Origin of the sequence: Clostridium sp. AM33-3, from assembly GCF_003480315.1 — a bacterium.
Taxonomy (GTDB): Bacteria; Bacillota; Clostridia; order Lachnospirales; family Lachnospiraceae; genus Brotaphodocola.
This window is the reverse complement of sequence record NZ_QUIV01000010.1, coordinates 1-14,714: the sequence shown is the minus strand read 5'-3', so window position 1 is coordinate 14,714 and position 14,714 is coordinate 1. Positions and strand designations below refer to the sequence as shown.

7 protein-coding genes are annotated in these 14,714 nt (G+C 50.5%); 6 read left to right on the top strand and 1 reads right to left on the bottom strand.

From position 1 onward, the window contains the following. Positions 1-81 precede the first annotated feature (81 nt). Together argS and DW819_RS07535 are read left to right on the top strand one after the other, a co-directional pair. Positions 82-1,848 carry an arginine--tRNA ligase gene (gene argS, locus DW819_RS07540; RefSeq protein ID WP_118732772.1) on the top strand — a complete coding sequence of 589 codons (1,767 nt, stop codon included), beginning with the start codon at positions 82-84 and terminating at the stop codon, positions 1,846-1,848. A gap of 161 nt (positions 1,849-2,009) precedes the next feature. Beyond that, the gene (locus tag DW819_RS07535) at positions 2,010-5,216 is read left to right on the top strand and encodes a DEAD/DEAH box helicase (protein WP_118732771.1); all 3,207 of its coding nucleotides are present in this window, start codon (positions 2,010-2,012) and stop codon (positions 5,214-5,216) included. Positions 5,217-5,440: 224 nt separating this feature from the next. On the opposite strand, the gene DW819_RS07530 is transcribed toward DW819_RS07535, so the two are convergent. Next, on the bottom strand, positions 5,441-9,700 hold the full coding sequence (locus tag DW819_RS07530) for a 2-hydroxyacyl-CoA dehydratase (RefSeq protein WP_118732770.1): 4,260 nt from the start codon (positions 9,698-9,700) through the stop codon (positions 5,441-5,443). A 232-nt stretch (positions 9,701-9,932) separates the two neighbouring features. Between DW819_RS07530 and DW819_RS07525 the strand changes: the two genes are divergently transcribed. The 4 genes from DW819_RS07525 to DW819_RS07510 all read left to right on the top strand — a co-directional run bounded on the left by DW819_RS07525 (position 9,933) and on the right by DW819_RS07510 (position 14,661). Continuing rightward, a complete protein-coding gene (locus DW819_RS07525; RefSeq protein ID WP_118534430.1) occupies positions 9,933-10,874 on the top strand; it encodes a magnesium transporter CorA family protein in 942 nt (313 codons plus the stop codon). 26 nt (positions 10,875-10,900) lie between these two features. Next, complete coding sequence (locus DW819_RS07520; protein ID WP_118732769.1) at positions 10,901-11,746, top strand: hypothetical protein; 846 nt, start codon at positions 10,901-10,903, stop codon at positions 11,744-11,746. Between the two features lie 56 nt (positions 11,747-11,802). Beyond that, on the top strand, positions 11,803-13,242 hold the full coding sequence (gene pyk, locus DW819_RS07515; RefSeq protein ID WP_118732768.1) for a pyruvate kinase: 1,440 nt from the start codon (positions 11,803-11,805) through the stop codon (positions 13,240-13,242). A gap of 147 nt (positions 13,243-13,389) precedes the next feature. Continuing rightward, a complete protein-coding gene (locus tag DW819_RS07510; protein ID WP_118732767.1) occupies positions 13,390-14,661 on the top strand; it encodes a diaminopimelate decarboxylase in 1,272 nt (423 codons plus the stop codon). The last annotated feature ends 53 nt before the right edge of the window (positions 14,662-14,714 follow it).

Below are 14,714 nucleotides of genomic sequence, written 5' to 3'. Positions count from 1 at the left end.
TTTTCTTGCATTTTACCCGTAAATCAGGTATAATAATACATCAGGATAAAAGGAAGAACTAAGATCAAAGGAGAGAAAAAGGTGAAGAGAATTCTGGATCTGATCGCAGACGAGATGAAGTCTGCATTTACCGCCTGTGGCTACGATGCGTCTTATGCAAAGGTTGTCTTATCCAACCGCCCGGACTTATGTGAGTACCAGTGCAATGGTGCTATGGCTGCAGCCAAGGCTTATAAAAAGAAACCCATCGACATTGCAAATGAGGTGGTAGAGAAGTTAAACGGCGACACCATGTTTTCCGAGATCAATGCCGTGATGCCTGGTTTCATCAACATCCGCTTAAATGCCGCTTATCTTGCTGATTTCATGAACGGCATGGCCAGGGAAGAGAAGCTTGGTGTGGAGGAAGAAGGCCACGGTGAGACCATCATTGTGGACTACGGCGGAGCCAACGTGGCAAAGCCGCTGCATGTCGGCCATCTGCGTTCTGCTGTTATTGGTGAAAGCGTAAAGCGCATGGGCCGATATTTAGGCTACAATATGATTGGTGACGTACATCTGGGTGACTGGGGTCTGCAGATGGGACTCATTATCGAGGAACTGCGTGACCGTAAGCCGGATCTGGTTTATTTTGATGAGAATTACACCGGAGAGTATCCGTCTGAGCCACCATTTACCATCAGTGAGCTGGAAGACATCTACCCGACCGCCAGCGGCAAGTCCAAAGTGGACGAGGCTTTTAAGGAGCGCGCCCAGACTGCTACCTTTAAGCTTCAGAAAGGCTATCCGCCGTTTACTGCCATCTGGAAGCACATTATGAACGTTTCCCTGGCTGATTTAAAGAGAAACTATGACAACCTGGATGTTCATTTCGAACTCTGGAAAGGCGAGAGCGATGCGGAAGAGTATATTCCGTGGCTGATCCAGGATCTGCAGGACAAAGGCCTGGCATACGAGAGCCAGGGCGCTCTGGTTGTAGACGTCACCGAACCGACCGACTCCAAGGAGCTGCCGCCGTGTATCGTCCGCAAGTCTGACGGAGCTGCTCTGTATGCAACCTCTGACCTGGGAACCATCATCCAGCGTGAGAAGGATTTTCAGCCGGTTAAGTATGTTTACATTACAGACAAGCGTCAGGAGCTTCACTTTAAGCAGGTATTCCGTGTGGCGAAGAAGGCCGGTTATGTAAAACCGGAAACTCCTATGATCCATATCGGTTTCGGAACCATGAACGGTAAAGACGGCAAGCCGTTTAAGACCAGAGAGGGCGGTGTGATGCGTCTGGAACACCTCATCGCGGATATCGATGAGGCTGTTTACAACCGTATCATGGAAAATCGCAGCATGGACGAGGCAGAGGCCAAGGAGACAGCAAAGATTGTCGGACTTGCAGCCTTAAAATACGGTGACCTGTCCAATCAGGCAGCCAAAGATTATGTGTTTGATATTGACCGTTTCATCTCCTTCGAGGGAAATACCGGCCCGTATATTCTGTACACCATTGTCCGCATCAAATCCATTCTGGGCAAGTATGAGGCACAGAATCCGGGTATAAAGGCAGAGACGATTCTTCCGGCAGTCAGCGACGCGGAGAAGACCCTGATGCTGGAACTGTCCAAGTACAACGATGTGATGGAGAACGCCTTCGCAGAGACCGCACCTCACAAGATCTGTCAGTACATTTTCGACCTGTCCAATGCCTTCAACAGCTTCTACCACGATACCCGTATCCTGGCAGAGGAGGACAAAGCGCGCCAGGCAGGCTGGATCGCCCTTATTACTCTGGTAAAACGCGTGCTGGAGGCATGCATCCAGGTACTCGGATTTGAGGCGCCATCTAGAATGTGATGTTACAGCAGTGACATGCAGAGGACAGTGAATCCCGAAGGCGAGTGAGCTTGCTCGCAGAGCCTTTGGGATTTGCTGGCATCTATAGGGCGAAGCCCGCGCAGCGAGATGGAGCGAAGCGGAATCGAGCTGAGGCATGTATAGGCGCAAGGAGGCACTTTATGAAGATAACGGAGTCCGCCACCAGCACGTTCTGGAAGGGGGAGCAGGGAATCCGGGCTTCTGTCCAGGACGGAGATACTTTATATAAGGTGAGCTTATATGTCAAGGGTAGTCAGGTTCGTGACTACTCTTGTTCTTGTGTAAATGGAAATTCCTGCAGAGGCATGTGCGCGCACGCAAAGCTTGTGTGGGAACAATGGAAAAAAGAACAGGAGCAGCATTCCGGCCGTCCTGTCTCCACGTCTCAGGAAATTCGTACCATGATCCGGGAGTATACCAACCGGGAAGTGGCAAAGATCATTGAAGATGCTGAAGAGACAGAAATTCGGCTGGTGCCGCGCCTGATGTTAAAAAACGGTTCTGCCAGTCTGGAATTCAAACTGGGTCGGGATCGTTTTTATATTATAAAGGACCTGATGGCCTTTGCTGAGGCTGTGCGTACGGGGGCCAGCGTATCCTACGGAAAGCAGCTGACCTTTCATCACAGCCTGAACGTTTTTGCGGAGGAGGACAGGGAGCTTTGCACCTTGCTGCTGGAGCTGGTGCAGGTCTATCAGGAGCATTTTGAGCAGTTTCGGAAAAGCTCCTTTGTCACCATGCAGGGACTTCGCACCCTGAATTTAAACCGGGCCAACCGGGACCGTTTCTTTCAGCTGATGGAGAACCGGAATCTGGAGGTGGAGTTCGGTGACGGAACCCACTGCACGGTGCAGGTGAAGCAGGACTGCATGCGCCTTCCGATACAGATTTGCCGGGCAGGACGCGACGGTATTGCCGTTTCCGTAGACCAGGAGCTCTTTGGCATTCCCGGAGAGCGGGGCTGGTATGTGGGCAACGATACAAGCCTGGTGTGTCTTGATGAGAATGAATCTCGGGAACTTGGCGTGTTTTTAGAGCAGGTGCTGAAAGATAAAAAGAGCCACACCCTGGACATTCAGGAGCGTGATATTCCGCTGTTTTATGAGCGTGTGCTGCAGAAAATCCTTCCCTACGCGGAGCTTGCCGTCCACGATGTAGACCTGGAAAGCTACCGACCGAAGGAGCTGAAAGCGCAATTCTCCTTTGACAGTTCCGGACCGGACGAGATTACCATGAAACCGCTTTTGTCCTACGGCGATTTTTCTTTCTCGCCCCTCAATGATGACAAGGTGCCGCGGATCATCTGCCGTGACGTGCCGGGGGAGTTTAAGATCAGTCAGGTGATTACCCGGTATTTCCAGTACCGGGATGGCGAGTCGGAATATCTGGTGATCCGAAATGACGAGGAAGCATTGTACCGCCTGCTTTCGGAGGGAATGGAAGAATTCATCTCCCTGGGGCAGGTCCTGATAACAGATGCGGCGAGAAAGATCCGCGTGTTGCCGTCACCGCAGGTGAAGGTAGGCATTCAGACATCGGGAAGATGGCTGGAACTGAACGTGGATGCAGAGGGTATGAGCCGGAGCGAGCTATTAGATATCCTGGCCGGCTACGATCCGAAGAAGAGGTATTATCGCTTAAAGAACGGAGAATTTTTAGATGTCGGTGAAAACGGGCTGATGACGGTAGCCCGTATGACAGACAGTCTTGGTATTGGGCGGGAAGAATTGTTATCCGGCACTGTCAAGGTTCCGGTCTACCGTGCTCTTTATTTAGACAGTGTGTTAAAAGAGGGCAGCGGCATTACCTTTTACCGGGATAATCTGTTTCGGGCGGTGGTCCGCGGTATGAAGTCAGTGGAGGACAGTGACTATGTGGTTCCGGCGTCTCTTGTGCAGGTGCTGCGCGGTTACCAGAAAACTGGTTACCGATGGTTAAAGACTCTGGATGTGAATGGCTTTGGCGGAATTCTGGCAGACGATATGGGACTTGGAAAGACGATCCAGATCATTGCGCTTTTGCAGGCCGAGGCCCAGGAGCATCCGGAGTCTCAGTCCCTGATCATCTGTCCGGCATCCCTGGTTTACAACTGGGAGAATGAGCTGAAACGGTTTGCGCCGGGACTCACGGTGCAGACTGTGACCGGCACTGCGCCGGAGCGGGAAGAGATTCTGCGCATTGCAGTGCAAACAGGAATGGAAACTACGCAAGCAGCCTTGAAAACAGCAGTAATCCGCCACCCTCAGATCCTCATCACTTCCTACGATCTGCTAAAGCGCGATATCACCTGCTATGAACCATTCCAGTTCCGTTTTCAGGTCATTGATGAGGCGCAGTATATCAAGAACCCGCTGACCCAGAGCGCCAAGTCAGTGAAGCTGATCAAGGCTCAGACCCGCTGCGCGCTGACAGGTACGCCGATTGAAAACCGTCTGGCGGAGCTGTGGAGCATTTTCGATTACCTGATGCCGGGATTTTTATTCACCTATTCCCACTTCCGCAGGCAGTTTGAAGCACCCATTGTCAAAGACGGAGATACGTATGCATTGGAGAGTCTGCGGCGCCTTACCGGGCCCTTTGTTCTGCGGCGTTTAAAGAAGGATGTCTTAAAAGATCTTCCGGACAAGCTGGAAACTGTGGTTTATTCTATGGCAGAGGATGAGCAGAAGCAGCTCTATACGGCTCATGCGCTGGCATTAAAGGAAGAACTGGAGCAGATGAGCGGCGATACCTATGGAAGCGAGCGTATCCAGGTGCTGGCAGAGCTCACCAGGCTGCGCCAGATCTGTTGTGATCCGTCACTGTGCTTTGACCGTTATAAAGGCGGTTCTGCAAAACTCGATACCTGTATGGAGCTGATCACGGGTGGTATCGCAGGCGGACACAAGATTCTGTTGTTTTCCCAGTTTACATCCATGTTAGAACTGATCGGAGCACGCTTAAAGAAAGAGGGTATCACCTTCCATGAACTGACGGGGGCAACCCCGAAGGAAGAGCGTATCCGCATGGCCGGAGCATTTCAGACTGATGATACACCGGTCTTTCTCATTTCCTTAAAGGCCGGAGGAACCGGATTGAATTTAACTGCTGCCGATGTTGTCATCCATTACGATCCGTGGTGGAACGTGGCAGCCCAGAACCAGGCAACCGACCGCGCACACCGCATCGGTCAGGAAAAACAGGTATCGGTATTTAAGCTGATCATGAAAGATACCGTAGAGGAAAATATCTTAAAGCTTCAGGAGCAGAAGCAGGATCTGGCAGACCAGATTATATCCGGGGAGCAGGTTTCCATCGGCAGCCTCACCAGGGAAGAACTGCTGAAAATTTTATCCCCGCAGCTGTAACTGTTTGGGAATAGTAATGTTCTGGCAGTGTTTTATTTTATGGCAGAGTGAATATGGGTTGTAGTCCATGTCTTTTGTAGCGGAGCCAATACAATAGGAAATGAATGAGACCGCCTTCCGGGATTTTCAGCATATCAAGATGCAAACAAGGATATGTGAAAATAGAGGAAGGCGGTCTCGTTCTCTTCCGGACCTTTATTAGTTCCGTCCTATAATTGCTATTTTTATGAAATCGCTTTGTCATTTTCCGCGAGCAGCTGTTTCTGCGCTGTGGCCAGCATCAGCTTGATCCGGTTTAACTGGTTTACTTCGCTGGCACCAGGGTCGTAATCGACTGCGATGATGTTGGCTTCCGGATGAGATGCGCGCAGTTCTTTGATGACGCCTTTTCCTACGATGTGGTTCGGCAGACATCCGAACGGCTGGGTGCAGACGATATTTTTGACATCGCTGTGAATCAGCTCCAGCATTTCGCCTGTTAAAAACCAGCCTTCACCGGTCTGGTTGCCCAGGGATACATAATGCTTTGCCATATCTGCCAGTTCCCAGATGCGGGACGGCGGGGTGAAGTTCTTGCTGGCTTCCAGTTCTTTTCGTGCAGTCTTGCGGAAGTATTCCAGTAAGGAGATTCCTAAATTGCACAGGCGGGCAGTGGAGCGCTTGCCGCCAAGATGGTCTGCTTTGAAGTTGCTGTTGTAGAAGCAGTAAAGTAAGAAGTCCATCAGATCCGGCATCACAGCTTCGGCTCCTTCGGATTCCAGCAGGTCCACGATGTGGTTGTTGGCCAGTGGGGAGAACTTAACCAGAATCTCACCGACAATGCCGACCTTCGGTTTCTTCACGTCTAAACGTGGCAGTTCATCAAAATCGTGGATGATTCCTTTAATGTTTCGTCCGAACTCCATCATATTTGCAGAACGGGTGGAGAGACTCTTGATGCAGCGTGCCTTCCACTTTTCATGCAGCGCGTTTGCGGAGCCCGGCACTTTTTCGTAAGGACGTGTTGCGTAGAGCACGCGCATGAAGATATCGCCGTAAACTACGCCCTGCATAGCCTTGGTGATCAGGCTTGGGGTGAAGGTAAAGCCCGGATTCGTCTCCATGCCGTTGGCATTGACGGAGATGACCGGAACCTGCGGCATGCCTGCCTTGTCCAGTGCACGGCGGATAAATCCGATATAGTTGGAGGCACGGCAGCCGCCGCCGGTCTGGCTCATGAAGACGGCTGTATGGTCTAAGTCATATTTGCCGGATAACAGTGCATCCATGATCTGGCCAATGACGATCAGGGACGGGTAGCAGGCGTCATTGTTGACATACTGCAGGCCCACATCTACGGCACTTTTACTGTCATTTTTCAGAACCTCAATCTTGTAGCCGAAGGCGCGGATAGCCGGTTCGATCAGTTCAAAGTGGATGGGAGACATCTGCGGGCAGAGCAGGGTGTAGTCCTTCTTCATCTTCTTGGTAAAGATGACACGGTTGTAAGCGCTGGATACAACTTTGCGCTCGAAATGCTTCTGCTGGCGCACCTTTAAGGCTGCGATAAGGGAACGGATACGGATTCTTGCCGCGCCCAGGTTATTGACCTCATCAATCTTTAATACGGTATAAATTTTGCCGGAACCGGTCAGGATATCATGTACCTGGTCGGTGGTGACGGCATCCAGGCCGCAGCCGAAGGAGTTAAGCTGGATCAGATCCAGGCATTCGCTGTTCTTCACATAGGTTGCGGCGCGGTAGAGTCTGGAGTGGTACATCCACTGGTCGGTAACGATGAGCGGGCGCTCTGCGTCAGCCAGGTGGGAGATGGAATCCTCGGTAAGAACCGCAAAACCGTAGGAGGTGATGAGCTCCGGAATACCGTGGTTGATTTCCGGGTCTACATGGTAAGGCCGGCCGGCCAGCACGATGCCGTGACGCTCATGCTCCTTTAACCAGGCGATGGTTTCCTCTCCTTTTTTCTCCATGTCGCGGCGGGATGCCAGAAGCTCCTCCCATGCAGCGTGTGCTGCCTTCTGCACTTCGACAGAGGATATATCATATTCTTTGCCAAATTCTACGATGAGCTGTTTTGTCAGCACTTCCTCGTTGGTGAAGGCGAAGAACGGATTCATGAAGTGGACATCAAACTCAGTGAGCTCTTCCACATTGTTTTTGATGTTCTCGGCGTAAGAGGTGACCATCGGGCAGTTGTAGTGGTTGCCTGCCTGCGGAGTTTCGTTACGCTCGTAGGGGATACACGGATAGAAGATATCGCGTACACCCTGACGGATGAGCCAGGAAATATGACCGTGCACCAGCTTGGCCGGGTAGCACTCAGATTCACTCGGGATGGACTCGATGCCCAGCTCGTAGATCTTTCTGGTGGACTGCGGGGACAGGATCACACGGAATTTCAGTTCCTTTAAGAAAGTAGCCCAGAATGGGAAATTCTCGTACATGTTCAGGACCCGCGGGATACCGATGGTACCGCGTTCGGCTTCATCTGCCGGAAGGGGCTCATAGTCGAACATGCGGTGATACTTGTAGTCAAACAGGTTCGGAATCTCTTTTTTGGCCTTTTCTTTTCCAAGGCCGCGCTCGCAGCGGTTGCCGCTGACGAACTGACGTCCGCCGTCAAACCGGTTGATGGTGAGGACACAGTGGTTGGTGCAGCCCTTGCAGCGTGCCATGGAGGTTTCATATTTTAAGGAAAGAATCCGGTCAAGGGACAGCATGGAAGTGCCCTTCTGCGGATTGCAGCGTTCTCTCGCGATGAGAGCGGCTCCAAATGCACCCATGATACCGGCAATGTCCGGGCGGACGGCCTCGCAGCCTGCGATTTTCTCAAAGCTTCGCAGAACAGCATCATTGTAGAAGGTACCGCCCTGAACCACAACGTGTTTGCCCAGGTCGGATGCGCTGGTGATCTTGATAACCTTAAACAGCGCATTTTTGATGACGGAGTACGCAAGACCGGCGGAGATATCCGCAACGGTAGCCCCTTCCTTCTGGGCCTGTTTGACGTTGGAGTTCATGAATACGGTACAGCGGGTGCCCAGGTCAGTCGGATTCTTTGCAAAGAGAGCTTCTTTCGCAAAGTCGATGACAGAATAGTTTAAGGACTTTGCGAAGGTCTCGATGAAGGAGCCGCAGCCCGAAGAGCAGGCCTCGTTTAACTGGACGCTGTCTACGGTATGGTCTTTGATGCGGATGCACTTCATGTCCTGGCCGCCAATGTCCAGAATACAGTCTACATCCGGTTCAAAGAATGCAGCTGCGTAGTAGTGGGAGATGGTCTCCACCTCGCCTTCGTCTAACATCAGGGCGGATTTTAACAGGGCCTCACCGTATCCGGTGGAGCAGGACCAGGCAATATGAGCGGTCTCTGGCAGTTTTTCCTTAATCTCGGAAATAGCCCGGATGGCGGTGGCAATGGTGCTTCCGTTATTGTTGTCGTAAAAGCTGTAAAGCAGGCTTCCGTCTTCGCCGACCAAAGCCACCTTGGTGGTGGTGGAACCGGCATCAATGCCCAGGTAGCAGCTGCCGCTGTAGGTGGATAAGTCACCTTTTTTCACCTGATGCTGTGCATGACGGGCCTGGAATGCGTCATAATCTTCCTGGGATGCAAAGAGCGGATCCATACGCTTGACTTCAAACTCCATCTTGATGCCGGAGGTGAGGCGGCTGATCATATCGCTTAAGGATACGGTCACCTTCTCGTCTGCGTTCATGGCTGCGCCGATGGCAGCAAACAGATGAGAATGATCCGGTGCGACAATGTGATCGGCATCCAGGTTCAGGGTGCGGATGAAGGCATGGCGAAGCTCCGGTAAAAAGTGGAGCGGGCCGCCAAGAAATGCCACGGTGCCGCGGATCGGCTTGCCGCAGGCCAGACCGCTGATGGTCTGGTTGACCACCGCCTGGAAAATGGATGCGGACAGATCTTCCCTTGTAGCTCCTTCATTGATGAGCGGCTGGATATCGGATTTTGCGAAAACGCCGCAGCGGGCTGCAATCGGGTAGATCATCTGGTAATTTTTGGCATATTCGTTCAGACCGGCTGCATCCGTCTGTAAGAGGGACGCCATCTGGTCAATGAAAGAACCGGTGCCGCCCGCGCAGATTCCGTTCATGCGCTGGTCGATGCCTCCTGTAAAGTAAATGATCTTGGCATCTTCACCGCCAAGCTCAATGGCCACATCGGTCTGCGGGGCATAATCCTGAAGGGCAGTAGCAACGGCTACGACCTCCTGGGTGAAGGGCACGTTTAAGTGTCCGGAAAGTGTCAGTCCGCCGGAGCCGGTGATGCTTGGGGAAACAGTCATCTCACCGAGCTTTTCTTTTGCCTTTGATAATAAAAGAGCGAGCGTCTCCTGAATGTTAGCATAGTGGCGCTCGTAGTCGGTAAATAAGATATGCTGTTCACTGTCTAATACTGCGATTTTAACGGTTGTTGAACCAATATCGATTCCTAGGGTATTATTATGTAATAAATTCATTTGATGCGGGGAAAACCCCTGCCTCCTTATCTAAAAACACACACTCTCTCAGTGTACAGTGCAGAGTTTAACATAAAATCTTCCATATTACAATTTATAGAAGCGTAAAAAATTAGTTAAGAAATTGTATAACTTCTGTCAGAAGTGAAAAAGAACGGTCAATAGATTTGACAAACAGGAACTCAGAATTTATAATAAGATAGCCGAAACAGGGGAAAGGAACCAAAGACGCATGATACGCATATTTAAAACGGAAGATGGCGCGATCCATCAGATCGATGAAGCAGAAGCTGGCTGCTGGATTGCATTAACCAACCCGACAGCGACGGAGATCCTCGAGATCGCGGAACGTTATGAGATCGACCCGGATCATGTCCGGGCACCTCTGGATGAGGAAGAACGGTCCCGTATTGAAATTGAAGATCACTACAGCCTGATCCTCGTGGATATCCCTGTGATCGAGGAACGAAACGAAAAAGACTGGTATGTAACCATCCCTATGGGCATTATCATGTCTGACACCATCATCATTACCGTGTGCCTGGAGGAAACTCCGGTCCTGAACGCATTTATGGATGGAAGAGTCCGTGACTTCTTTACTTATATGAAGACACGCTTTATTCTTCAGATCCTGTACAAGAATGCGTCCCTTTACCTGCAGTATCTGCGTATTATTGATAAAAAGAGTGATATTGTAGAAAAAGAACTTTACAAATCTCCACGAAACCAGGAGCTCATCGAGATCCTGGAGCTGCAGAAGAGCCTTGTGTACTTTACTACCTCCCTTCGTTCCAATGAGGTGGTGCTGGAGAAGCTCTTAAAGAGTGAGAAGATCAAGAAGTATCCGGAAGACACAGACCTCCTCGATGATGTCATCATCGAGAACAAGCAGGCCATCGAGATGGCCAACATCTATAGCGGCATTTTAAGCGGAACCATGGATGCGTTTGCATCGGTTATTTCGAACAACCTGAATATCGTCATGAAGTTTCTGGCTACCATCACCATCGTCATGTCGATCCCGACCATGGTGTCCAGCTTTTACGGCATGAATGTCTTGAGCAGCAGTATGCCGTTTGCAACGAATCCCTATGGATTCGTCATCGTCATCGTACTTTCCGTGATCCTGACTTGCGCGGTAGCGTGGATCTTTGCAAAACGGAACCTGTTCTGATGATATTTTATAAGGAAGGAAACTGCATGAAATTTTTTTCGAATTTTGAACGAAAGTATCAGAAATACGCGATCCGCAATCTGATGTATTACATCACCATTCTTTATGCGGTCGGCCTGATCGTGTGGATGCTAGATCCCATGATCTACTATAACTATTTGAGCCTGAATGTGGGTATGATCCTGCATGGACAGATCTGGCGCCTGGTCACTTTTCTGATCTATCCGCCGGCCTTTGGCTCTTTTAGCTTCACCCAGATCTTTTATGGACTGATCGCGTTATTTCTATATTATAATCTGGGACAGACACTGGAATATGTCTGGGGCTCTTTCCGCTTCAACGTATTCTTCTTTATGGGAGTGCTGGCACAGATTGCGGCATCCTTTGTGGGCTACCTGGTATTTCATCAGTACTGGCTGTTATCCACCGGATTTTTGAACGCTTCTCTGTTCCTGGCCTTCTGCATCATCAACCCGGATGCGCAGTTTTATCTGTTTTTTGTGCTTCCGGTCAAGGCAAAATGGATGGCAGTTGCGGAGACAGCCGTTTATCTGTATGATTTTATCACAGGAGGAATCGCCGTGAAGGTAGAGCTGGTGATTTCCATGATCACCATTATCCTGTTTTTCCTGATGACCCGAAACTACAGGCGCTACGCGCCGAAGGAGATCAAACGCCGGCAGGAATTCAAACAGCAGGCGAAGATCGTCGTTCCGGGCAAGACCCGTCACCGCTGTGCGGTGTGCGGCAGAACCGAGCTGGATGGTCCGGAGTTAGAGTTCCGGTACTGTTCCAAATGCGAGGGCAATTATGAGTATTGTCAGGATCATTTGTACACGCATCAGCATGTTACAAAGGATTCTGTGCAATAAATAGATTAGTTTCATGTTAACAGATTTATAAAACTATTTTGGAGGACAACACATCAATGAAAAAAACAAAGATCATTTGTACTATGGGACCAAACACCAACGACCGCAATCTGATGAAGGCGCTTGCTGAGAACGGCATGGACATCGCGCGTTTCAATTTCTCCCATGGTGATTATGAAGAGCAGAAGTCCCGCCTGGATATGTTAAAGAGCATTCGTGATGAGCTGGATCTCCCGATCGCAGCACTTCTGGATACCAAGGGACCGGAGATCCGTACCGGCCTGTTAAAAGACGAGAAGAAAGTAACCTTAAAAGAGGGTCAGACCTACACCCTGACCACCCGTGAGATTGTCGGCGACGACCAGATCGGCTTCATCAACTACAACGGACTTCCGGCAGATGTTGAGGCAGGCAATACCATCCTCATCGATGATGGCCTGATCGAGCTTAAGGTTCAGGAAGTAGTAAACGGCACCGATATCGTCTGCACCGTTGTAAACGGAGGCGAGCTCGGAATGCGCAAGGGCGTAAACGTACCGAACGTTAAGATCAAGCTTCCGGCACTGACTGAGAAGGATAAAGCAGATATCCGCTTCGGTATCGAGCAGGGCTTCGATTTCATCGCAGCTTCCTTCGTCCGTACCGCAGATGCTGTCCGCGAGATCCGTGCTATGTTAAATGAGGCTGGTTCTTCCATCCAGATCATCGCAAAGATCGAGAACGCAGAGGGTATCGAGAACCTGGATGACATCATCGAGGCCAGCGACGGCATCATGGTAGCGCGTGGTGACATGGGCGTAGAGATTCCGGCTGAGCAGGTTCCGCATATCCAGAAGACCATCATCCGCAAATGTAATCTGGCATGCAAGCCGGTTATCACCGCAACCCAGATGCTGGATTCCATGATCCGTAATCCGCGTCCGACCCGTGCAGAGGTAACCGACGTTGCAAACGCAGTTTACGACGGAACTGACGCAGTAATGCTTTCCGGTGAGACCGCTATGGGTAAATATCCGGTAGAGGCTCTGAAAATGATGGCTCAGATCTGTGAGACTTCCGAGCAGTACCTGGATTATAATGCATACCGCATGAGAAGAGTTTCCACTGCAAATCGCAAGAATATTTCCAACGCAGTTTGCTACTCATCTGTATCCACCGCTCATGACCTGGAGGCAGATGTTATCATCGCTCCGTCCATCAGCGGATTTACCACCCGTCTGCTGTCCAAGTGGAGACCAAGCACAACCGTAATCGGCCTTTCCCCGAGCGCAACCGCAGTACGCCAGATGCAGATTTACTGGGGCGTAAAGCCGTTCCAGGCAAGACGCGCAGACTCCACAGACCTTCTGATTGAGTCCTCGGTTGAGCTTCTGAAAGAAAAAAATGTAGTCAAGAGCGGAGATGTGGCAGTTGTAACCGCAGGCGTGGTAAGCAAGAACACCCGCCACGAGCCGGCAAGCAGCACCAATATCATGCGTGTGGTAGTTGTTGAGTAATTTTTCATATTCATAGAAAGAACTGGACAAAGAAGTCTGATATAGGTTACAATCAGTTTGATTGCGGCCTGATCAGGCTTCTTTCTTTTATTTTGTATATTGAGGAAACGCCATTGGCGCATCCGTTGATTTTAGAGAGGAGATACCATGGAGAAGAAACCATTTGTAACCAAAGCACAGTTAGAGGAGATCACAAAGACCTATCCGACACCGTTTCATCTGTACGATGAAAAAGGAATCCGTGAGAACGCAAAGCGTTTAAAAGAGGCATTTTCCTGGAACAAGGGATATAAGGAGTATTTTGCGGTAAAGGCAACTCCGAATCCTTATATTCTGAAAATCCTGCAGGAGTATGGCTGCGGTACGGACTGTTCCTCTGCAACTGAGCTGATGATGTCTGATGCAACCGGTTTCTCCGGCCATGATATCATGTTCTCCTCCAATGATACTCCGCCGGAGGAATTCAAGCTGGCCAATGACCTGGGCGCTATCATCAACCTGGATGATATCACCCACATCGAGTGCGTAGAGAAAACTCTGGGCTTTATCCCGAAGACGATCAGTTGCCGCTATAACCCGGGCGGAATCTTTAAGATCAGCAACGACATCATGGATAATCCGGGAGATTCAAAATACGGCATGACTACCGAGCAGATGTTTGAGGCCTACAAGATCCTGAAGGAAAAGGGCGCGGAGAACTTCGGTATGCACGCATTCCTCGCAAGCAATACGGTAACCAACGAGTATTATCCGATGCTGGCAAAGGTTCTGTTTGAGCTGGCTGTTAAGCTGAAAGAGGAGACCGGTGCGCACATTACCTTCATCAACCTGTCCGGCGGAATCGGAATCCCATATCGCCCGGAGCAGGAGCCGAATGATATTATGGCGATCGGTGAGGGTGTCCGCAAGGTATATGAGGAGGTTCTTGTTTCAGCTGGTATGGGCGATGTGGCAATCTATACCGAGCTTGGCCGTTTTATGCTGGCACCTTACGGCTGTCTGGTGACCAGGGCCATTCATGAGAAGCACACTCACAAAGAGTATATCGGCGTGGATGCCTGTGCAGTAAACCTCATGCGCCCGGCTATGTATGGTGCTTACCATCACATTACCGTAGCAGGAAAAGAGGATGCTCCGTGCGATCATAAGTACGATGTAACAGGTTCTCTCTGCGAGAACAACGATAAATTCGCCATCGACCGCATGCTTCCGCAGATCGATATGGGTGATTTGTTAGTCATTCACGATACCGGAGCACACGGATTCGCTATGGGCTACAACTACAACGGAAAGCTGAAATCCGCTGAGCTGCTCTTAAAGGAGGATGGCTCCGTACAGATGATCCGCAGAGCAGAGACCCCGCAGGATTACTTTGCGACACTGGATGTGTGCCCGATGATGGAGAAATACCTCAAATAAAAATTTGAGTTACAAAGCTGAATAAAGGTCCGGAAGTGAAAGAGACCGCCTTC

Bases quoted from the DNA above. Each gene is read 5' to 3' on its own strand.
- DW819_RS07535 (WP_118732771.1), top strand. From the start codon at position 2,010: ATGAAGATAACGGAGTCCGCCACCAGCACGTTCTGGAAGGGGGAGCAG.
- DW819_RS07530 (WP_118732770.1), bottom strand. From the start codon at position 9,700: ATGAATTTATTACATAATAATACCCTAGGAATCGATATTGGTTCAACA.
- DW819_RS07525 (WP_118534430.1), top strand. From the start codon at position 9,933: ATGATACGCATATTTAAAACGGAAGATGGCGCGATCCATCAGATCGAT.
- DW819_RS07520 (WP_118732769.1), top strand. From the start codon at position 10,901: ATGAAATTTTTTTCGAATTTTGAACGAAAGTATCAGAAATACGCGATC.
- pyk (WP_118732768.1), top strand. From the start codon at position 11,803: ATGAAAAAAACAAAGATCATTTGTACTATGGGACCAAACACCAACGAC.
- DW819_RS07510 (WP_118732767.1), top strand. From the start codon at position 13,390: ATGGAGAAGAAACCATTTGTAACCAAAGCACAGTTAGAGGAGATCACA.